Here is a 21,772-nt window from a genome sequence, read left to right on the forward strand (position 1 = left end):
AGCGATGCGACGAGCTTCCTCCGGCTCGATCTCAAGTGCCTGGAGCACGAACTCCGCAGCGTCGGAGCCGCCATCCGCCCAGGTCCTATGGCCCTGCAGCACCAATGGCACTGCAGCGAGACTGGTGCCGGCAATCATCGCCAGCCTTAAGAAGGACCCTTCCGGAGGGCCGCAACACTGAAGGAAATCAGGACTTCGGGCGTGATGAGCGGGTGCCTGAGATTGAAATTCTTTATCGCTTTGGGCTCCCAGAGTGCCGCAGTTGACGCGCAAAGGCATTCAGCGGCCCGAACACTGTCCTGTTGTCGAAATTCCTGTGCATCAACACCCTGTTCGACAAGTTCAGCGACGATGCCCTTAACGCGTTGTGCGTGTGCCTCGAAAGCGGGCCAGCGCTCATCATCGGCGATCGTGAGCAGCTCGAATATTTTGTCCTCATCCCGCATGAGAGCAAGGGCCCCTCCATGCAGCCCCAGAATGAACTCTCGGAGCGTTTCGGCACTCGTAAGGGTTCCGGAGCCGAGTTGGATGACGGGAAAATTGTCTTCGAGCACCCGCGTAACAAGCCTGTCATATATCGCCACTTTGGAAGAGAAAAAACGATAGACGTTTGCTGGCGACATCTTGAGGTAGCTGGCGATGTCGCACACGTTCGTTTTCCTGGAACCATAGAGAGCGCACAATTTCTCTGCCGCGCTTAGAATACGGGCAACATTCGTTTCCCGGTTCTCCTGCCGGCTTGTTCGCCGGTGGGGCATGCCCGAGCGGCAGTTATCACTCTCAAGCATCGGCGCCCCCCCGCGAATCTGCGGCGCCGGGACGGGCCAACCTCAGTTCGCCCAGATAGACGCTCTCGGACAGGACGCAGTCGCGCCAGACGCTGCCATGGGCATGGGACACTTCGACACGATATGTGCTTCCGTCACCCCGCAAACCGTCGAAGCCAAAATCGCCGAAGCTGTTCGTCGTGGCTCTCGCGAGACACTTGCCTGCCTGGGATAGGGTTACCTCCGCCCCTTCGAGACATTCCACCGCCCCGGCGATGTCGGCGCTGACGCTGCCGCCTATGAAGCATGTCTCCCACCGTTCCAGACCCCGGTACCAGATGCGGGGTTTGGTTCCGAGCTCGGGCTTTTGCACCTTGAGCCCCTCGGTGGCCGCCTTTAGCTCCATAGCGGCGTCATCTAGTTTCACCGCCTCGAAGACGTCCGTCGGACAACTCTGCTGGCAGCGAGGCCGCTGCCAGCCCTGATCGAGCAGGTGGGCATCAAAGATCCAGGTCTGCGGCACCTGCTGCTCCTCGTTCCAGACGATTGCCCGGTACGGGCACGAGCCGAGAATGTCCTTGCGGCCCTTAGCCTTCTCTGGATCAATGATAACGATACCGTCGTCGCGTTTGCGGATGGCGTCGCCCGCATATCGCATGCAGGGCGCGTCATCGCAGTGGTTGCACATCACTGGCAAATAGGTGGTCTCCACCATCGGCGCACTGCCCTGTACGCGGCGCAGGATGCGGATCGGACTCTCTCCCACTGCAGCAGCCGGCGCCGCGTAGCCCGGAAAGTCGTTGCCGACATGTTCGTCCCGGTCCGCGATCACGCAATTGTGGCAGTTCTCGCAGCGGCCGACGTTGATGATCAGATTCCATTTGCTCAAGACTTCCTCCTACGCCGCGCAGCCATCTTGAAGGCGTCCGCGTTCTGCCACTTCTCGATTTGCACAAGGCAGGAATTGGGAGCCATGCTGCTGGTTCCGCGGGTCTGCGACCGGTCCGGGGTAAGGATGTTCAAGCAGCCGCCGACCTCTACGGTCTCTCCTTCAACTTCGATAAGCTGGAACTCGGCGCTGGCCTCATAGGACTTGACGACGCCCGGGGTCACCAGGGCCGAAATGTCGGCGGCGCAGATCACGGCTCCGCGATCGTTGAAGATTTTCACCAGGTCACGATGACCAATGCCGCGGGTGGCGGCATCGGCCGGGTTGATCCGCAGCAACCAGAAGCGATGGCCTGCAACCAAGGCACGATGGTCCTCCACCTGATTAACCGCGCTGTTCTTGCCATCCATGCTGGTGTGGAAGCTGTAGCGGCTATGTGTGGCGATCATCTGCAGCGGATAGCGCTCCGTCAGCTCGGTGGTGCTCCGCCCTTCCCAGGAGGGAATGTAGTGATTGATCGGTGGCCGATCCGGATTGTCCGCCGTGTTCCGCTTGAGGATCTCGGGCACGAATTCGAGTTTGCCGCTCGGCGTTTGCAGGCCCATGCCGAACTCTTCGGCATACTGGGATGGCATCGGAAGTGGTTCCGGCAGATCCTTGCGCCTGCCCTCGGCGAACCAGCGCATGTCGACGGGCTGGCGCAGTTCCGGCTTTTCGGGCGGCACGACGTAGTAACCTTTGCGACAGAATTTCTTCCAGGAAATTTCGCCGGGCAGATCTGACGAATCGAACACCCGCTTGACCCAGTCGAGTTCGCTGCAGCCTTCGCTGAAGACGGCGCCCAGGCCCAGCCGGGTCAGGATGGCTGTGAATATGTCGTAGTCGGACTTCGACTCGCCCAAGGGCTCGATGCACTTATGCTGGAGGGTGATGACGCGATGGTTGACCACGTTGACGCCGTGATGGGCGTAGCCTCCGGAATTCGCCCATTCGCCGATGTCCCAGCGCTCCAGCGAAGTGCAGGCCGGCAGGATGACATCGGCAAACTGGGCCTCGCCCTCCATCCAGATGGACTGGTTCACCACAAACTCGATGCTCTCGTGCCGATAGGCGTCCACCCAGCGTCCCGATCGAGTTACGGTGCTGAGGGACGATCCGCCGTAGCGGTAGATCATGTGTATCGGCGAGTAGCCCGGCATAGGATAGCTGAAAGGCGCAAACTGGGCCTCTTGGGCCATGCCGTCCCAGAGATAGCCGGTGGCGTGACCGGTGATGATCGCGTCGGGCAGTTGCTGGCGCGGCACCATCTGCTTGACGGGATTCATCGTCAGGATGTGGGGCATGCGCTGATAATTGTTGACCGCATTGCCGGTCCACGCCAGGTCGCCGGAAATCCCTCCATCCGCATAGCCCGGAAAATAGAAATGCAGGTCGTGCGGGACCCCGATCTGGAGACCGCCGAAATTGACGCCCGGCTTGCCCCAGCCCTGCATGGCCATCATCATGATCATGCAGCGAGCCCACTGGGCTCCGGTCGCGCCGCGGCCTGCGCCGCCGAACCCCGTGCCGGTCATGCCAACAGCTAGATAGACCTTCCTGCCGCCCCACTTGCGGGCCAGGGCGCGCACGTCCCTGGCAGGTATGCCGGTCTCGGCCTCCTGCCATTCAGGAGTCTTCGGAACGCCATCGGTTTCGCCCAGCAGGTACGCCTTCCATTCGTCGAAGCCGGTGGTGCGGGTCGCGACGTATTCCTCGTCATAGAGGCGTTCCGTGACCCAAACATACATGATGGCCTGGGCCAGGGCCGCGTCGGTCTGCGGCCGGACGGGAAACCAGCGTCCGCCCAGCAACTGGGCTGTCGGATTGCAATGCGGGTCGATATGCACGAACTCAATGCCGAGTTCCTTGGCCCATAGACGACGTGTCGTGCCCTCAAACCCCGCATAGGCTCCATTGGTGCTTTCGGGATCGCAGGACCAGAAGACGATCATCTCGGCTTCCTTCAGGCAATCCTCGACCCCGCCATAGCCCGCAGGCACGCCGACCCGCATTGAATTGCCGAAATGATGCATTGCGCCCCAGTACCAGCCTTCCCAACTGTCCGGATTGGCCGCGACCCGGGTGAATCCGTTCAAGTTGGCGAAGCGCATCAGCGAGCTCAGGTAATAGCCCACATTGCCCCACTGGTGGTGGGACGACATCGGGAACGTGATGGAACCGGGCCCGTGGACGCGCTTCTGCCGATTGATCTCCGTGGCAACGATGTCCAGCGCCTCATCCCAACTGATCCGCACGTAGCCGGATTTGCCGCGGTTCTGGGGATTGCGTTCGCCATTGGGATCGAAATCCACCCGCTTCATCGGGTAGAGGATACGCTTGTCCGAATAGACGAGGGATTTCATCGTCAAGGCGTGCGGCGCTACCAGCGCCCGCCGAGGCGGACTGAATTTGCGGCCGCGAGCCTCGATCACCCAGGTGGCCGGGTCGGTATCGTCGAACTCGATCGGCGTAACCCGCAGAATGCGTCCATCCTTGACATAGACGAACAGGGGACCGCCGTTGGTGCAGGTGGTGAAGCGATGGCTGCCATCGGGCATGGGCATCCCCATGGCCACGCCGGCGGTCTCGCTCATGTTGAGAGTCTGCGTGAACCAGACAATCAGTTCATCGGGCCCGGTGGTCACCACCTTAAAGTTCTTGGCCGCGTGGATGATCTCACCCTGATCGCGATTGGGTAGCAAGAGTTTCAAGGCGGTCGCCACGTCCTTGAAGGACATGACCACTTCGCCCTCGGCCGCCGTGCCCGGACGGGAGCGGAATTTGCCGCCTCGGATTTCCACGATGCGGCCGATGCTGCCGTCCTGCAGGCCGATCCACGCGGTGACGTCGTGCTGTTTCAGCCGCTCCGCAAATGCGGGAGCCCGGGACGCCGTGTGGTTGAGCACCTTCGGCAGGGCAAAGAGGATAGTTCGGAGAACCTGCCGGTTCACTCTGGATCTTATGGCTACCATATCGATGCGGTCCGCCAGTCGAAATGTTCGGTTTCGACGGCATGGAAAAACGGCCTGATCGCGACATCGCGCGAGGCTTGCACGTCCATTGATCGCTCTCCTCCAACTCCCATTCCTCAATATTGACTATAAAATCACAATGACTAATTAGTCAATTCCAAAATGAGGGTCGAGCGGCGGTGGAGGGATGAAGGCGTGAGCAGGCCAAAGATACGCCCGCGTCGCTACAGCCCGAGCCCAGCAATCGACGGTTCCAATTCATGGCATTGGAGGAGGGTCGGGGGATGCGCACAAAGTGCTGGAAGTTTGCCGCCGCATTGAAGGGCGGGTCGAGGAAACCCTCTACGAATCCGAGCGGCGCCCTGTGATCGTCCTGTGTTCCGCGGTGCGGTAAGGGGATTCCTGTTCTCGTTGTATGCCTCTAGGATCGCATAACGTATCGTCGGGAACCGCGTGGGCCAGACCCAAGCCCCCCGGGGACCCAGATAGCTCAAGTGCCTTCCGGTTCTGCCGACAAACCGCTGGAGCCCAGCGCGGGAAGGATCGCCCTGACGTTTCGAGGCCGTGACGCCGAGCTGACGGGACCTAAGTCCCCATGGAGGAACATTTTGTCGGCCCTATGTTGAGAATAGGTGCTCGGTCCCCGTGATCGAGACGCCTGTAGGGCCCACCTGCCATCAGTGTCCCCGCTAGAGGTGGGCCTACCGAGGTCCCTGATGCTCGCAATTCTCGACCGGCTAGCGAAAGCCGGGCGCTGTTCACCTCACCGGTACCGCTTCGGCGGGGCGTTTTTTTACCCAGCATGGATGAGCTGGGCGTTCGCCTATGTTCCTCATCCACTTGGGTTAGGGAAAGCTGCGTGGACCTCTTTCGTGCCGCGAGCGTTCCACAACCGTTCGCGCATATTTCAGAAGTTGTAGTTATTCGGAGCGCCGCTGGAATGTGTTCCCGCAAGTTGCAATAGAAGAGCCCCACCTCCGCCCGAACGTCGATGGAGCTCTACCTTGATCCGGAGGGATTTTGGATCATTGGCGAGCCTAACAACGCGCGTGTTCTCGGAATGGTTCCTTAAAAGAAATGGCCCCGTCGGGGTGACGAGGCCAGAGGCTACCTTCGGACTTCACTCCGGGGATTTGGTGAAGCCTGCCATGTGATCCCGAGCGGGGGTGTCGGGACCAAGACACGCGAGAAACGCGCATACGGCGGAAAGGTTCCTGCCGGCAGGGAGCGAGCCAAAAAGAATGGCCCCGAAAGGGCAAGCGTGTACCTGGCAGGCTCCGTGGACATAGGCTGCTCCTCGGAGCCCGGTCGATCATCCGGCGTCGTGGATCATCGGCAAAGCAAAGAACGGTCACCGATGCGAATGTTCCCTATGCGTCCGGCCGATACTGAGCAACGTCGGAGTGCTGCTCCTGCCACATGGCGCTCTCGAACAGCGCAGCCTCATCGCTCACCCCGTTGCGGAATTGCTCGATGATATTCCGGGCCAACATTTGAGCGCGCTTTCCGTAGCGTGGAATGCTGCACCAGATGCACACCCGATCGAATGTTCGTTGAAGCATATCAACATCGTCCGGACTTATCTGGACGGATGGCTCTCCTGCGATCTCCTGCATCGAGACTTCCGGATTACCGTGGATGAGCGCTTCAGCGTTCGCTGGCGCCACCGATCTTTTGTCGAAACCGGTCATGTATTTCAGGGCGCCGCTCTCTCGAATGCCTCTCTGGTAACAACTGAGAATGCGTCTTGCGATCACTTCTGCCGTCTCACAATCTCGCGACAGCCCGCGTTCGCGCAGGATGTCTTGGAAGATCCGATCGATCTCGTTCATTTCGTGAGGGAGAAGCGCCATCGATCTAGGCAGGGAATGCATGCGCGACCTCCTTTCCCAGGGGCGGCGCGAGGTTCCCTTCGCCGGAGCCCCGTAGTTTCGAAAATCGAGTGTGAAGAAAAAATAATATCGGCTAATCAATCCGACAAGATAGCCAAAAAGGGTGATTGAGGCCGCTCATAACGGATCGGAGCGGTCGTTATTGTGGCGCGTCAGTTACTCGACGGCGGGGCTGCTCGAGTACGCGCGAGTGTCGCGTTTTCGGCCAAGTGGTATCCACAAACCTCCCGATCGACCGCAAATGGGCGTCAATCTCCAGTTTCTGTAGATTGCGGTTGCCGTACTTCTCTCCAATGCAGTTGAGCTCTTCGATCGCGACGTCCTGTTCGTCGTCATCGCCAATCACATACTTATCGTGCCTCACAGCGCTGGTGTCACACCCAGCCTCGATCACGTCCGACGAATGCAGGAATTTCGCCCTCGCTCATCAGGCGCGTCAGAGGGCTTTGCTCATGCTGGTTTCCTCCCGATGTGGGATCTGAAGTGAGGTAGGCCGAGGCGCCGAGTGGTCGCTGGGCGCAAAAGTGCTAGCAAGATTTCGGGGCATGGGCCACGTGTGGGATGGACCCTGGAGCGCGGAGTTGATTGGGACGGGGACTTGCTAGAATTTTGCCAGTTCAGCTCCTGTGGTCTGGTCCACAACGGCGGAGAAGTCAGCCAAGATAGCAAGAGAGCAGAGGTGCTCGTCAGCGATTTGGATCAACGCTATGGCGACGTCATCATCAGACCAGCCCGCTGCCGTACAATAATCGACGAACACCCCGAACGCCTCTCTGAGGGCTTCTTGGCATTCATCGCTGCTCTGTTCGTATTTGGTTCGGCGGGTTGGAGGGGCGATTATCGGTAGAGTTACGTTCTTCATTGCTTCACCCAAGCAGCCTCATTGATTTTCCAGTGGCCCACAGCGGCCCGGACGGGCGGGCGGCTCTGGAGCCGCTTAAGAGACCTTGGCGCTGAGGCGAAGACGCCCTGGTTGAATCAGAATATGCCGTAATCGAAATACGCGACAATTGACCTCAGACCATTGGCGGACCGGCTGGGACTTAGGTCGTTACAGCAAATGGGTGGTCACGGAGTAGCTCCTTAACTCGAAGTGGCTATCCGGAATCCAAAGGGATTAACTGCCATGGCCGCGAGGGGCGGGAACCTCTGCGTCAACCACTTGTTTCCGTGTCCTGCGAGCCCACCTTTGAACGCAAGATCGACCCAATCAACCTCGCTGCCAACGGCCTCGCACCGAACTGGACAGCAACAGTGTCGGCTACATCGGGCGTATCAGGAAGGAGACCGGCGGCAGGTCAGATCACGACCATGTGTTCTCGCCCCGAGGAACGTCACTTTCGCTCGATGGTTGGCCCGACGCCAAAGCGATTGACCACCTCAGGGCACGGTTGCAGCTCTTCGGATTTATTGCTGGTTGCTCACTGTACATTCCAGACTCAGCTCTTTGATGTTCCAGACTCGTGCTCTTAAGCTGCGGGGTCGGTAGATGGGGACGCCACCCCGCCCAAGAGCCTTGCCGGACCGGCTGCTATCGCGAAGTGGCCACGGAGAGCTTCGGAAGGACAGTGGCGATCGGACGGCCGCCGTCGCTCAAAGCGCCCCCGACCAGCAGGTAAGCAGCGATTACCGCCATTGATAGAAGCATTACTCCGATTGGGAGGGCCGTCGTAAACTTCCTCTGTGGCGTTCCGTAAGTGTGTCGTTCGTACATTCGCAAATCCTCAATCCTTCAATTGGGCAACGACATCAAAGCTGGTCCCTGCTGACTGCAAGGGGCGCTCCGGCGCCGTTGCCCGCCCAAGGCAGTTAAGGGCTGTGCTGCTTGGGCTAAGAAGAAAACTAACGCGACGGTAGGGTGCGACAACGAACCTAAGACCTTTGCGCTGGCCGTCTGGGACTGAGGTCCCATGGCGGAACCTTTTCCGCCGCCCTAGGTTTGGATATGTTCTCGATCTTCGACCCGATCGAGGCGCCTCTGGGCCCCGCCTGCCATTAGTGTCCCCGTTAGATGTGGGGCCCACCGAGGTCGTTAATGCTCGCAATTCTCGACCGGCTAGCGAAAGCCGGGCGCTGGTTCACCTCAGGTCCCGCTTCATCGGGGCCTTTTTTTACCCAGAATGGATGAGTTGTGGGCTGATCTTGTAGTCGCACACAGCCCCGGGGAGCTTCCACCCCCGGAGGAGGCTCCCCCATCTTCCATTCGGGAAGGGACAGCCGACCGCCGCCCGAACCTACCTTGGCTGCAGCGGTCACACCCAAGCAGGCAGAAAGACTGGCGCCACCCGGTAGCGCCCTCACGCAACAACGAGTCAAGTAGCCACTCGTTGGCAATTCCTGCCCACCGCGAGACGTAGGGCAGCGTCCCGGTTGGTAGGTGCGGGCGGACCCTCCTCGCTCCACGCCAAGCTCCCGCAGGCGGGTACCACATTGAAGCTATCGCGCCTGTTCAAGTCACTAGGAACCGAGGGTTTACAGCTCCTTGAAGTCTGGTTCGTCGAGCAATCCGGACTGCGCCGATATCAAAGGAACAAGGATCAAATTCGCTGGTTTGAAGCTCAATGGATCGGGCTCGCGCCTGACCAAGAGGAGGCGCAAATGATCGACGACCCAAAGGACCGCAGACCCCAGCAACAACAAAGTTTCTCACCGTCCGAGGAGCGCGGTCGATACCGGGAAGGTCTTGGAAATCGTTCTGCCGAGTGGCTGGATGAAAGCCAGGCTGATGAAAGCTCACCCGGTGATGATCAAGTCAATCAAGCGAAAAGAGCCGCAATGCGGGCCGTGGATGACGAAAAGAGCGCGCTGGCCCGCCAACTGCGCGGTTTAGCAAGCGCCGTGGAAAAGGTCGGATCCGAACTTCGCCAGTCGGAGCAACCGGCGCTTGGGCGCTACACACAGCAAATTGGGAATTCAATCGGACGGCTGGCGCGCGATTGTGAAAACCGAGAACTGGGCGAAATAGCGGCTATGGCAGAAGATTTCGGGAGAAAGCAGCCTCTCGCCTTTCTCGGAATCGCAGCAATTGCTGGACTGGCGGCAAGCCGATTCCTGTCTGCCTCGGCCGAACGGTCCCACATCACCCCGAATGTTGCCCAACCGAATTCCGCTGCGACACACCGCAAGGAAGGCGACTGGGACTTTGAAAAGGAATTGCGCGATGCTTGACCCTCGTGATGACCGCTCCTTATCCGACCTCATGACAGGATTGGTGACAGACATATCCGGGCTTTTCCGAAAGGAAATCGATCTCGCGAAGGCCGAGGCAGGCGAGAACCTAAATCGGGCTATCGGCAGCATCGAGACGTTTGTCGTTGGGCTTATCTTCGCAATAGCGGCCGTTGGTGTACTCTTGGGCGCGGTCGTGCAAGGGCTCGGCGCCTTCCTCATTGCGCAAGGAATGCAGGAGGCGAACGCTGATGCCCTATCAGCGGTCGTCGTCGGTCTCGTCGTGGGTCTTCTCGCATGGGTGATGATCTCGCGTAGCCTCGCCGGGCTCGGAAACCGCAGCGTGCGCTTCGACAAAACGACGGCGTCCCTCCACCGTGACCTCGAAGTGGCGAAGGAGACAGTACGATGACCGTGGACACGCATTCGTCTGCTCAGTTGCAGCGCGAGATCGAAGCCGATCGCCAAAGGATCGAAGAAAAGCTTCACGCTATCCAGGAACGGATGTCGCCTGGCGAACTGATGGATGAGTTTCTTGCCTATGCGAGGAGGAGCGGAGGAGCAGAATTTCTCAAGAATCTCGGCGGCGCGATGAAGTCGAACCCCATTCCGGTAGCCCTGACGGGCATCGGCCTTGCGTGGCTGCTGGCGGATCCTGCGTCCCGTGCACCTCAAGCTTCGGCCCCCGATAACGGTGTAGACAACTATCCACTCGCTTTCGTGAACGGCAGTCTTCGGCGTGTTGGGCCGGTCGAGGCAAGTTTTGGCGAACGATACAGCCATTTCGAAGATCAGGGAGGCAGTCGCTTTCGCGCCCGAACCGATGCGGCCGGCCACAGGGCCGGTCATTTCGTGGATCCGAGTGGCGCCGTCTATCGCGGCTTCACCGACGCATCCGGATCACCGATCGAGGACATCCGTGATGAAACGGGAAGGTTGTTCGACGAAGCCTCCGGCTGGGGGTCGGCTACCTGGCGAGAGATGAAGAGCGCAGCAAGCGGCATTTCCGATACGATTGCAGAAGCCGGCCGATCGGCGGCGGACAGTGCTCGCGGCGTCCGCCAGATTGCTCAGACTCAAGGAGCACAGCTGAACGCTGCCATCCTCAAGAACTTTCGCGACCAGCCTCTCGTTGGCGGCGCGCTTGCGTTTGCGATCGGTGCAGCCATTGGAGCAGCGCTGCCTGCAACGGCGCTGGAGGATGTTACCGCCGGCGCGGCCTCGGACCGCGTGCGCGACCATCTCGCGGCTACGGCCGATGCCGCCGCAGAAGGAGCGATCGAAGGTGCCAAAGGAGCCTTGGACGAGACCCGCAGAACGACACCAGGCGAGACGCCTAATGGATGACGCCCGACCGGGTCATCCGGCCGGCCCATTTCGATGATGACGAGATAGGTGCTGCTGCAAGCGGCCGCCGTGGTCAGGAGACATGACCGAAGCGACCATGGAAGCGAAGAAGCGCCGACATTCGAACCGGCAACGCTCAACTCGTACTGCTCACACTCCTGGGGCAACCGTCGCCGGAGTGCACAGGCGGCCCAAATATTCCTCAGATCCAAACGGGCCAGGATACCATTTTCGTAGCCATGGCGTTCTCATACCGTTCGATGAGCATTAGAGAATAAACCCTATTTCCCGTGTCGTTGCTGCCCGTCGTAGATCGCCAACGACCACCGGAACAGCCGCATGCGTATAGTCGTGATTGCAATTGTCGCCTCGATCATGAGCATACTTGTTTTCAAGTATGTCGAGGGCACGTTCGGTAATTCCGAGGTCGCAGCGACGGCAGAGCAACTTTCGGAAGATTAAACGCCCAACAAAAAGGCCGAAGCGATCGCTTGCGACGCGGACTTCGCCCTCGCCCAGTTTACCTGTTCATCTCCGGTTTTGGTTGCCGTGATACAATTCGCGAGTCGGATGCATCCAAGAGGAGCCAAGCATGAGCCGAAATACCGTCCTTGGAATAATTCTTGCCGTGGTGGTCATCATCCTCGTCGTCCTTCTAATGCCAAAGAAGGAAACGACCCCGGAGACCGCAACACCGCCTGCGACCACGACTGAGCCGACGACATCTCAACCGTCGACGACCACGCCATCTACAACAGCACCGTCGACCGCTGAGCCGTCAACCACCCAACCGTCGACGACCACACCGTCCACTACGGAGCCGTCAACAACGACACCGTCGACTGCGCAGCCGTCTACGACGCAACCTTCAACTACGACGCCTGCTCAGTAGAGCTTTTACGTGTCGCGACCACCCCTAGACCGCGGTCCCTGGGTGGTCGCGCTTACCCAGTCGGTACTCTTCTGCTCATCGTTCGCAATGTTGAGGGCCTGTCGCGCGTGTTGTTCTTGAACTTGGAGTGCCGTCCAACCCGCAGAGATCTCGTCCATGCCGGCATCGACACGCAAGCGCGATCTCTTCCGCCGGCGCGCCGGCCTCGGCATCTTGCGAAACAGTTCGGCGTTGCTCACTTGACCATCTCGACTTCCAAGCCGTGGCAGGCCTTCATGAGCTTCTGTTTAATACGGAGTAGCGGGGTGACGACGCCCTTCGATGACGCGGCGGCGCCTCATGACGACATCAGAGGTTGCGCTTGCGGCCTCTCTGTTCCCAGCCTGTCGACGGGTGGGAGACGGAGCTTAATCATGCGGCCACCTCGATCGAATCTTGGAACAAACACAGTCCGGTATCGGTTGACCTCCTAAACAGGAGTCGAAAACGATGCCGACTGAACCGATCCCGAGGCCCCCCGATCCCGAATTTCCAGGCATGCCGTCGGACGTGCCGCAGCCGCCCATCGAGGAACCAGAGCCCGACGTCCTTCCGGACGAGGTTCCCAATCCGAACCCGGATGAGAATGACAAGCCACCGAAGCTGAAAGCGTGAATCCAGCCAGCACAACCCTGACGGAACGAAGGTTGCATCCCGCGGTTAATTCAGTAAGGAAACGGAGGCGCCGATGATCGAAACTTGGAACGAATGCGTGATCATCCAGCTTCCGGAACTCGACGGAGTTCAAATGGTGTGGACTCCCGCCAGGGCAGCTATGCTGCTTAGCGAGAGTTGGCCTGTCGACTATGGCGTCGCCTATTTGGCCGCCCTGAACAAATGCACGGACGCCATGCTTGGCACCTACCCGTGGGAGCAAGCGCGAGATGCGTTCGCGGCGGCCATTGCCGAGGCTAGGGTCACAAAGCTGCATTGACTTCATGCGGCTTTCGCCGGGACCGGGGAACTTGCTCGCGATTATGCTGCCGCCCCGCGCTTTTCGAGGGTTGCCAGAGACCGATTAAACCGGTCACGAAGGCGGGTGATCACCGCGAGCTTCTGCAGCTTCACGCCGTTATCGGCTTTGTTCATGCTGTTCTTGATGCGGAGGATCTGGGCTTCGAGCTCGGCAATTTCTTCGCGAAGGAGGTCTACCTCGCTCATGCTGCCTCCATCATCCGTACAAGGCGAGTTGCGCCGGCGGAGCCTCGTGCGCAAGCCGAGTTGCAAGAGTGCGGATACAGCGCGAATTTCGTGTCAAGGGGCCCAAATGAGCAGTTGATGCGGAATTCTCCTTCAACACGCATCCCAAGTGCTTTGCAGGGCCTTCCGACTGCTGTCACCTCATCACCACTGAACAAATGAAGTGCCCCGCGCGGTGATGGGAGGGAAAGAGGTCGAGTGATAAAATGGTGGTCTCCCTTAGAGGTGTGTGGACGCATTCTGGTGCGGGGGTACTTCAATGATTGTACGAATTTTCCGTGTTCGCGTTCTGCCAGGCAGGCTGGCGGATTGGAAGAACAAGGTTGAGGGAATTTCGATACCGTGGCTCCGCCAGCAGGAAGGTCTCATCGCATTTTATCCCGGCAAGCCGATCGACCCACGGGATCGGGAATTCTGGATGATCTCGATTTGGAAAGATGTTGAGTCAATTAAGAAGGCTGCTGGACATGAATGGCAGTGCCGATTCTACTAGAGGACGAGGCGGACCTCGTTGAGACCGTCGAAATTCATCACTTCGAAATCTTTGGAAACAAACACACCTGAAGCTCTTAAAATCGAGCGGCTGAAGAAGCTTTGCCCCCGCTTGGGGTCGGCTCCGGTATTATCCCCTTACCCTACGCTGAGAGCGACTCGGATGCTTCCGTTCTGGATAAAAAAAGCGGAACGTTCGAGAGGCGGCCCGCGCCGCTGCTTTACGGCTTCAACGGCGCGCGCACACCACCGAGGTCTAGATATTGTCGATCCGGTACTCGGGCAGGGCACCCAACTTCGGCCTGGGACCAAATAGTTAGATGCGAACCTTTGGGCTTGATGAGCTTACCGGTTCGCCGGTACTCGTCAGAGAGAAAGAGCGCCTGATGCAGTCGGCGAAAGGTCTGTCAGTCATTGCTGCCTTGCGCCAGAAATTGTACGAGCGCCGAAACAAGGGCTTCTGCGCTGTAGTAATCCAAAGGGACTTCGATGTTCGCGCCCGTGAATGAGGTCAGTTCAAGTGTCCCAAGAAGCGGCTCCCGTGAGACAATACTGATTTCGAAACCCTGAAACTCCGCGGTTATTGTGGTCCGATCGTCTTCCATCTCTATCCCCCTCCAGGCAAGTAGCTGGCAATAGAGCGCTGAAAGGTTGGCACATCTCACCGCACTCCCTTGTATATAAGCGATGCGTAATATAACTCACCTTCAAGGCCGACGAAAGCCGTCCCCCGGCCAGAAGAGCCGCGTCTCATTAAAGGCGGAGATTGCGGGTGCGATTGTGGGGTTGTTCCGGAACTCCCCCAATCAAGCTTCTATATAGGGGCCCCGCGGAAGCGAACGCCGCTCGCCCATGCGATATATTTTAGGGGAAATCTGGTTCCAGCATTCGCGCAAGGGGTAGGGGTGGCGGATGCTCGAAAGTCGGGCCATCAATCGACGACAACCGACGAACCTTCGGGTCGCAAGAAACGTCTCTCCGAGTATGGACTCGTACTGTGCTGCAAATCCATCCTCGAACAATGAGAGTGCCGCCAGGCCCCCAGGGAGATGGCGTGCGGCCGACCGCATGCACCATAACGTTGGCGTCGCACGAACGAGTCCCTGCCTGGATCATGGGCTTGACGGTATTGTCCGTAAGGGCACCCTGACGTCTCCTAATCCAGACACTAAAGCTTGTAGCCGATCTTTCGCAGCAGGTCTTTCCGCCACGTAATGTCCGCGTCGGTTTCGACACCCAGCGGTGAGGCGCCATCCACCACGCCGAGCACGCCGCGGCCCAGCTCCGTTTCAGCGACTATCACCTGCGTCGGGTTGGCCGTCGCGCAATAGATGCGGCAGACCTCTGGCACCGCGCGCACCGCAGCCAGCACGTTGACGGGAAAGAATCCATCGCCCAGAAAGATCAGGAAAGTGTGGCCGGCGCCAATGGCCAATGCGTTGTCACGTGCGAGGGTGAGCATGGCTTCTTCATTACCCGACCAGCGCACCAGCCGCTTACCGGAGGCCTCGCAGAAGGCCAGCCCGAAGCGGATGCCAGGAACCGCGCCCACCAGCGCCTCGTGGAGGTCTTCCACAGTCTTGATGAAATGCGACTGGCCAAAGATGAAGTTGGCGGCGTCCGGCTTGACGATGGGCACCACGGTGAGTTCCATGGCTGCGCTCCTTCAAGGTGGGCAACGCAATGGTAGGTAGGACCACGGAAGGCGATTTCAAGCCGCCATATGCGACCGCTTTGGCCCCCCAGCGCTGTCACCTTCACTTCTTCGCGGATCGACCAACACAAGGGAGCCGAAGACCAAGCGTGAGGTCAGTTTTCAAATGCTGGGGATCGTCGTTTTATGGGTGAATTCGGTATCCGATATCGGGAATATCCGACGGCTCCCTCCCCGCCAGACGGGGTCTGTTGGCCGCTTACTTGAAATCAGTGAATTTCCAGCGATAGATGGCGCGTCTGTGAATTCGAACGCTCAGACGGAAGGCTCCAGATCATCCTCGTGGCGTTCTGGGCCCTTTTTCAATCTCAGATCGCATTGCTCACAACGTGAGCTGCGACAACGCCAGTAGGGCCGCGCCAGTACGATGGCCGTTCTGTATCGCGCCAGAGAAGCGCTAACCCTTCCGGATTTCGCCGGCGCGCTCGTCGTAGCATGACTGAGCCTCTGCTCGTGGACGGCATTCGCGGCACTGCATCCGTCCGCAAGCCAAAGGTCCAGTAACCCGATGGTTGGGTCCTCAAACGTTAAGCCACGCAAGCAGTAAGAGAAGGACCAGCCCGGCGCTCACGACTCGGACCCAATGATTGTGAGTGATTTGGCTCAGTAGGCTAGGGGAACCAGGCTTACCGTTGACATAGCTGGTGGTGACGTCTTTGCCGGCATAGGCAATGTCGTCATCGTCCCATCCATAGCCGGCTGACGTCATGGATGCCCACTTTCGCTGTCGCCTAAACTCCTCTATCCGCCACAAACTGCGTTCTTGCACCGCCTTGAGAGCTTCGTCCTTCACATTCGGCGTTTCGATGATCCTGACCGCCGTGAGCTCCGTGGCTTTCAGAACTTTCTGCTGCGCAAAGATGTTCCCGCCGGTGTGATAGGGATTGAGAAATTGCCTTTTGAGCTGCTTTTCACTCAGGTCCCCGAACAGAAAAATCGGTTCGTCACCACTCTGAGCGGTCCAAACGACGACGTGGAAATAGTGCTGTTGCTCCATCGTCTGCCTCTAGCGTTCGAGGGTGAAGCAAACAGTGCGAAGGGAAGCAGTGTCAGATCGCCGAGAAAGTCACAGGCGAAGAGGCGGGCACCCAATTAACAAAGCGGGCACTGATATTGGTGAGCAATCTCACCACTTTGTCTTCGATCGCCTGACAGTTGCTTTCGTATTGGGCGATCAGAGATTCGCCTGAGATCGTGTGTCCTTGGAGTTCATCCCGGGTGATCACCGCGATGCCACAAGCCTCTAACAGGGTACTCAGCGAAAGGAGCCTTAGCTTCGCAAGCTGTTGCCGATGCCTCGGCAGCCGCACCATAAGGCGTGTCCGTCCGATCTTCTCGAAATCCATCGTTTCCGCCTTCAGGCGACGCCTGAAAGCCAGTGTCCTCCACAATCCGATAGGTAGCAACATGAATATGACGCACAGGCTCTGCAGCGACGACATGTTTTTGCCCGAAGGCTCAACAGTCGCCTCGAGTAACCGGCGCTGTATCTGGCGATTGACCACATCTCTTTGGATATCGAGGAAACCCCTGGCTCTCGCGGTTTCAGGCGGTGATGCTGGCACACCTGTCGCGCCGGTCGCGCATGACGAGAGTGGCGATAATAAAACCCTGGACTAAGAGCAGCGCGTAGCCTCCGAGTATGATCTCGCACGGCACCACAAAATTCAGTTGCGGCGCGGCGCCGAGGATGACCGGCACGCTCCAGGAGACAATCGAAATTACGCCGCATCCTATCAGAGCGGTCTTCGTGGCGGGTCTGATTTCCGAGAGGAGCGTGGAGCCGATTTGGCGGCGGATGAACGGTATCACGAAGCGATGGATAGCGAAGCCGTTGACAGTGAGGATGCTGACGATCGTCACCTTGGCCCAGATCTTCGGGTTGAGCAGCTTCTCGGGTTCGGTCACTTGATAGAGAAGGAGAAATCCCAGGCCCGAGGCCCAGAGCAGCAAGAGTCCGGCCGCGATAAACCGGCTGATCCATTCGACGTGTTCGACGAGTTCCGAGCTGACGATCATCCGACGGTAGCGTGACAACATCAGATCAAGAAACACCGCGCCGCCGAGCCCGAGAACCAATCCCGAGAAATGGACTAGCCGTAGCGTTGTACGGATGTATGAGGCCAGCTGCGGCGCTGACGACAAAGAAAGATCCAGAACACCCATTTCCCAACTCCCCCAAGAAAACGCGCAAATGCATTCGCACCCCGAAACAGGGCACGTCCGATGCTTCGGACTGTTGTGATTTGCTGCTCCGAAACGCGATCGGGACCCGGTCTCGGAGCGAGCCCGTTCTATGAAATGGTGAGTTCCATTGTCAAGTATGATGCCGCGCTAATTCAGCAATTTGTAGATTGAAGGTGCGGCTAGCCGCCTTTGCTGCTTCGGGCTTGATGGCGGCTGATCCTGGCGATCGCCACCAGGATCAGGAAGCTCGCAATGCGGCTCGTGCTTCAGATTTTGACGAGTATTCCAGTGGTTTACACAAAGGCAGCACCGGATGCCAAACCAGCGAAGGAGGCGGCGTAAGGACTGCCTTGATGCCTTGTCTGTTCGAGCGCCCGATCAGGCCGCACACCTCCACGACGACCTGGTGCGATCGCGCCGGCTCCGACGGCAAGCTCGAGTCCACTGCAGCGAGTAGGCGAGGCGTCCGGTCCAGATCCCGATGACGGCCGGGCCGCCCGCAAGCAGAGCCAGGCCGACAAACGACAGCGGGCCCGTCGTATGGCAGATAGCGCTTACAGCGCGGGTCCGCTGACGAGGCCATAGGCTACATCCCGACAGCCGAAGGCGCGGAGCAGTCTTACTGCAGGCCGATCGAGCCAGCCATGGTCGGAGCTTCACCCACCCGGTCTCCGGCAAAGCTAGGGCGGTCAGTCCAAGCCGATCCAGACAGAGCCGTCCTGTACGCGGCACGGGTAAACAACCAGCTTGGCGCGGTTTTTCGAAATGTCGCCCGCGTATTCATAGCCAGGCGCGGTGCCATCCTGCTGCAACTGCGCCCACTGCCTGATTTCGCCTGTGAGCAGATCAAAACAGCTGTGATGCCATCGGCAAACCAGGCCAAGATCGCTGGTAATCGCACTTTCGGTGTGTGGGAGTTGCAGCCCTTTTGTCTGGGCTGGACTGCGACGCTCGTATAAAGGCAGGTGAAGATGTGGGCAGGCGTTGTTGAAGGCACAATAGCCATCCGCTTCGCGAACGATGACGATGTCGTAGTCCTCGAAGTCGAGGATCCGTCTTTCGTGGAGCTGAAGGTCTTGTTCAGCAAGAGCGCAAACCCACCTTCTGCCGCCATGTCGGATGGTTTCGCGGGAGGGCTTGGCGTTGAGTTCGGCGTCGATTTCGGGCCTTAGCCTATCGACTTCGAATAGCGTCGTGCGCTCGCTCGTACCGCGAAGGCGCACCCTGACAAAGTCAGCGATTTCAACTTTATCGGCAAGTGCGTTACGGAGCGGTTCGGATATCAGCAGCCGCGTACCGGCATCCTTGTTGGCGGCCTCGATCCGGCTCGCCACATTCACAACGTCACCAACGGCGGTCAGTCGTCCATGTCCGGAAAAACCCAATGTCCCGATGACAGCCTCGCCGTAGTTGAGGCCGATGCGGATCTCGAAGTCGATGCCATACATCGAGGCAAAGAACGGCTTCAATCGATCCACGGTGCCGAGAGTCTGGAGGGCTGCATTGACGGCACGGAGCGGTGCGTCAGGTTGACCATCAATGCCGAATATGGCCATGAGCCCGTCACCAATGAAACTGTCGATGAACCCGCCATTCTTCTCGATGATGTCGCCGACCTGGGCGAAGTAGCGATTGAGTAGATACATCACGTCGTAGGCAGAGAGCTTCTCCGACAGCGCCGTGAAATCGACAATGTCGCTGAAGAACACCGCGACGTGCTTCGCTTCCCCAGAACGTGTCGCGGCTGTTGCGCCAAGTTGGTTGGTGATCATCAGGTCGGTTTCGTCCAACACCAGTCGCCGGATACGAAGGTCGCCTTGAGGTTTAAGCTGGCAAGCCAACCGAACTTCGTCCGTCAAACTCAATCGGTCCGCCATCGAAGCCTCAGCGGCATTCCGATTTGGGCAGGCCTCCAAGCCAGAGAGGATCCAGACACGGCAGGTCGAGCATTTCGCCCGCCCGCCGCATGCATGCGCGAACGGCACGCCCGATCTCAAGGCCGCCTCCAGCAAGGTCTCGCTGGCGGTCACGTCGAAGTCCGTCTGATCAGGCAGGGCGGTTACTCTGGTCGTCATCTTCGACTCCGCGGGTTGGTCCCAATTCTAACACCAAGGGAGCAGGCGATCGAATCCTGTACGGGGCCGGGAGGCCGCAAAGTCCATCGGTGGTCTCGGAGGTGTCGGCTTAACGATTGGCGCTGATCGCGAAAGTATCGCAAGAGGGAAGTGCCCTGCACAAAGGCAGCGCCTCTTGCATTGTTCAATAGCGGAAGTGGCTTAAGCGACGCGACAAAACGCCATCGGTTCGATTCCGTTCACATCAGGATTTTTGTCAATGGTTCATTCACGTGGCATCGAATTGTTCCTTCGTAAGCGGATCCACGGTCTGAGCCCATAGCATTTACCGGCCCGTCCCCGGACCTGTACAATCTCACATCCGGTCGCCGCTTGTTACGGCTGCACCACTAACCCGCTTTCGACGGGAACGGGCTCAGGAGAACGGGACCAATCTCAAGGTCGGCGGGTAAAGCCAAACGGAATCCCGGTCCGTCCACCTGGATCCGTCAGGGCTGATCAAGCCCTGAGGATTGGAATTTAGGTCTATTGGCTGGTTTGATGGCTTAAGCGCTTTTCATGATCGCGCCCTCGATGACGACGCCAGAGCTCACGTATTTCCAAAGTGCAACCAGCAACTTGCGAGCCAAAGCCACGATCATCGGCTGTTTGAGACGGCCGCTGTTGCGGGCAATGCGCTCCTTGAACCAGAGAGCGAGCGCCGAATTTGGTTGGTGACGCAGCCACAACCAGGCAAGCTCGACCATCGTCGCTCGCAAACGCGGATTTCCTGCCTTCGAGACACCTTGCTCACGATTAACGTTGCCGCTTTGCCAAGGCGAGGGAGCTAGTCCCGCGTAGGCAGCGACTTGGCGCCGATTGTCGAAGTGTCTGAACAGACCTTCCGAGTAGAGGATCGTCGCGAACTCAGGACCTATTCCCCGGATTCCTAAGAGCGCGGCGGCTCTTGGCGGTGTCTCGGCTGTCTCGCGAGCGATCAAAGCATCCCGGTCTGCTTCCACAGCCTTGATCGGTGTAAGTAGCAATTCAAGGCGATCGAGTTCTCGGCAGATTTCGGCTTTCAGGTGCTTTGATAGCATCCGGCCATCGCCAGTACGAGCTTCCTCCAGTCGCTGACGGCGATCGCGACGCAATGGCTCGTACTCTCGTATTCCTTGCGTAAACAGCAGCCCCTTTATGCGATTGACGTGGAAAACACGCTCCGCAATCAGGGTTTTTCGCTCCCGTCCAAGCCTGCGGATGTCTTCCTCATCCGGGCGTAAGCAACTTGACCATTGAACAAGCACGCGGCTCGCCGCGTTTCCAGGCCATCAAGGCGCGTATCAAGGTTTCGCCATCGATGCGGTCCGTCTTTGCGCGGCGATGACGGCGCGGCATGGCAATGGATGCGGCTTCCACAATATGGCTCTCGATCCAGGTTTCCTTGCTGAGCACTCGCCCCAGCCAGAAGCCATCAAGCCCGGCTTCTTGGATCACGACCAGCGGGTAGAGCCTGTCCTTGCGCCGCTGGACTTTCTGGCGCAGGGAGGCAAAACATGAGAACAAGCCGGTGATGTCGCCTCCAGCAACAGCAAAACGAGACATCTTTTCGCTCCCCGGCGAAAGCGCCGTCACGAGCCATGTGGATTTGCGCAATTCCAACGAGACGAAAATTGCGCCAAGATCGATGTGGGTAGCGGCCCGTGCTTGAGTTTGATCTGCTGTCATCGGCATGGTTGGCCTCCAGAGAGTTTTCTAGCGACCTCACTCTGCCACGGTGCAGGCCGCTATCCACCCCTGATGGGATCTCAAGGCGAGGGAATCGTCGGTCGTGGGGCGTGCAGGTTTCAACTGGATGATAGGCAAGTGGGCAGCCGTTTCCTCCCCCCAAAGAGGCCTCAAGCGTAGCGAGGCCGAGGCGACTCCAACAACGTCGTGTGTGTGTGTGTGTGTGTGTCCCCGTGGAACTTTTTGGCATCAGATCTGATTTAACAGTTACTTTCACGGGAGGAGCGAATTAATGGCGAGACCCCAAGTGCAGTGATGCATCGACGAGTGCCACAGCTGCTATTCCGTCTGTTTCTGGACCCAGTGCACAGACTGCTGGCGCGTGGCCGACA

18 protein-coding genes and 1 pseudogene are annotated in these 21,772 nt (G+C 58.8%); 6 read left to right on the forward strand and 13 right to left on the reverse strand.

Annotated features, from left to right (window positions below; genetic code table 11):
- Positions 1–146: 146 nt before the first annotated feature.
- From ASE60_RS29340 to ASE60_RS29365, 5 genes are all read right to left on the reverse strand, one after another.
- Complete coding sequence (locus ASE60_RS29340; RefSeq protein WP_244495731.1) at positions 147–788, reverse strand: TetR family transcriptional regulator; 642 nt, start codon at positions 786–788, stop codon at positions 147–149.
- Complete coding sequence (locus tag ASE60_RS29345; protein WP_057255132.1) at positions 781–1,656, reverse strand: 4Fe-4S dicluster domain-containing protein; 876 nt, start codon at positions 1,654–1,656, stop codon at positions 781–783. The genes ASE60_RS29340 and ASE60_RS29345 overlap by 8 nt, the downstream gene beginning before the upstream one ends.
- Positions 1,653–4,646: a molybdopterin-dependent oxidoreductase gene (locus ASE60_RS29350; protein WP_057255133.1), complete on the reverse strand. Its 2,994-nt coding sequence runs from the start codon at positions 4,644–4,646 to the stop codon at positions 1,653–1,655. Before ASE60_RS29350 ends, ASE60_RS29345 begins: the two co-directional genes overlap by 4 nt.
- Before the next feature lie 1,391 nt (positions 4,647–6,037).
- The gene (locus tag ASE60_RS35330; RefSeq protein WP_200964212.1) at positions 6,038–6,541 is read right to left on the reverse strand and encodes a hypothetical protein; all 504 of its coding nucleotides are present in this window, start codon (positions 6,539–6,541) and stop codon (positions 6,038–6,040) included.
- Between the two features lie 619 nt (positions 6,542–7,160).
- Positions 7,161–7,421: a hypothetical protein gene (locus ASE60_RS29365; RefSeq protein ID WP_057255135.1), complete on the reverse strand. Its 261-nt coding sequence runs from the start codon at positions 7,419–7,421 to the stop codon at positions 7,161–7,163.
- Positions 7,422–8,989: 1,568 nt separating this feature from the next.
- Between ASE60_RS29365 and ASE60_RS35335 the strand changes: the two genes are divergently transcribed.
- The 6 genes from ASE60_RS35335 (at position 8,990) to ASE60_RS29390 (ending at position 12,939) form a co-directional block, all read left to right on the forward strand.
- Positions 8,990–9,727, forward strand: coding sequence for a nutrient deprivation-induced protein (locus tag ASE60_RS35335; protein ID WP_156414746.1), 738 nt, complete (start codon positions 8,990–8,992; stop codon positions 9,725–9,727).
- A complete protein-coding gene (locus ASE60_RS29380) occupies positions 9,720–10,139 on the forward strand; it encodes a phage holin family protein (RefSeq protein ID WP_057255137.1) in 420 nt (139 codons plus the stop codon). Before ASE60_RS35335 ends, ASE60_RS29380 begins: the two co-directional genes overlap by 8 nt.
- A complete protein-coding gene (locus ASE60_RS29385) occupies positions 10,136–11,074 on the forward strand; it encodes a DUF3618 domain-containing protein (protein WP_057255138.1) in 939 nt (312 codons plus the stop codon). The genes ASE60_RS29380 and ASE60_RS29385 overlap by 4 nt, the downstream gene beginning before the upstream one ends.
- 339 nt (positions 11,075–11,413) lie before the next feature.
- The gene (locus ASE60_RS36115) at positions 11,414–11,536 is read left to right on the forward strand and encodes a hypothetical protein (protein ID WP_280137729.1); all 123 of its coding nucleotides are present in this window, start codon (positions 11,414–11,416) and stop codon (positions 11,534–11,536) included.
- A 919-nt stretch (positions 11,537–12,455) separates the two neighbouring features.
- Positions 12,456–12,620 carry a hypothetical protein gene (locus ASE60_RS35340; RefSeq protein ID WP_200964213.1) on the forward strand — a complete coding sequence of 55 codons (165 nt, stop codon included), beginning with the start codon at positions 12,456–12,458 and terminating at the stop codon, positions 12,618–12,620.
- Positions 12,621–12,693: 73 nt separating this feature from the next.
- A complete protein-coding gene (locus ASE60_RS29390) occupies positions 12,694–12,939 on the forward strand; it encodes a DUF982 domain-containing protein (RefSeq protein ID WP_057255139.1) in 246 nt (81 codons plus the stop codon).
- A 41-nt stretch (positions 12,940–12,980) separates the two neighbouring features.
- Here ASE60_RS29390 and ASE60_RS29395 read toward each other — a convergent pair whose 3' ends face one another.
- The 8 genes and pseudogenes from ASE60_RS29395 to ASE60_RS34235 form a co-directional block, all read right to left on the reverse strand.
- Entirely contained in the window at positions 12,981–13,166 is a 186-nt protein-coding gene (locus tag ASE60_RS29395; protein ID WP_057255140.1) for a hypothetical protein, read from the reverse strand.
- 938 nt (positions 13,167–14,104) lie between these two features.
- Positions 14,105–14,302: a hypothetical protein gene (locus ASE60_RS29400; protein ID WP_057255141.1), complete on the reverse strand. Its 198-nt coding sequence runs from the start codon at positions 14,300–14,302 to the stop codon at positions 14,105–14,107.
- A 563-nt stretch (positions 14,303–14,865) separates the two neighbouring features.
- Positions 14,866–15,351: an adenosine-specific kinase gene (locus ASE60_RS29405; protein ID WP_057255142.1), complete on the reverse strand. Its 486-nt coding sequence runs from the start codon at positions 15,349–15,351 to the stop codon at positions 14,866–14,868.
- Positions 15,352–15,931: 580 nt separating this feature from the next.
- Positions 15,932–16,408, reverse strand: coding sequence for a hypothetical protein (locus ASE60_RS29410; protein ID WP_057255143.1), 477 nt, complete (start codon positions 16,406–16,408; stop codon positions 15,932–15,934).
- A 52-nt stretch (positions 16,409–16,460) separates the two neighbouring features.
- A complete protein-coding gene (locus ASE60_RS29415; protein ID WP_156414747.1) occupies positions 16,461–16,757 on the reverse strand; it encodes a hypothetical protein in 297 nt (98 codons plus the stop codon).
- A 199-nt stretch (positions 16,758–16,956) separates the two neighbouring features.
- Complete coding sequence (locus tag ASE60_RS29420; RefSeq protein WP_082616211.1) at positions 16,957–17,577, reverse strand: hypothetical protein; 621 nt, start codon at positions 17,575–17,577, stop codon at positions 16,957–16,959.
- 710 nt (positions 17,578–18,287) lie between these two features.
- Positions 18,288–19,673, reverse strand: coding sequence for an adenylate/guanylate cyclase domain-containing protein (locus ASE60_RS29425; RefSeq protein ID WP_082616213.1), 1,386 nt, complete (start codon positions 19,671–19,673; stop codon positions 18,288–18,290).
- Between the two features lie 545 nt (positions 19,674–20,218).
- Positions 20,219–21,197: pseudogene (locus tag ASE60_RS34235) on the reverse strand (IS110 family transposase).
- Positions 21,198–21,772 lie beyond the last annotated feature (575 nt).

This window comes from Ensifer sp. Root278, assembly GCF_001429285.1.
GTDB lineage: Bacteria > Pseudomonadota > Alphaproteobacteria > Rhizobiales > Rhizobiaceae > Ensifer.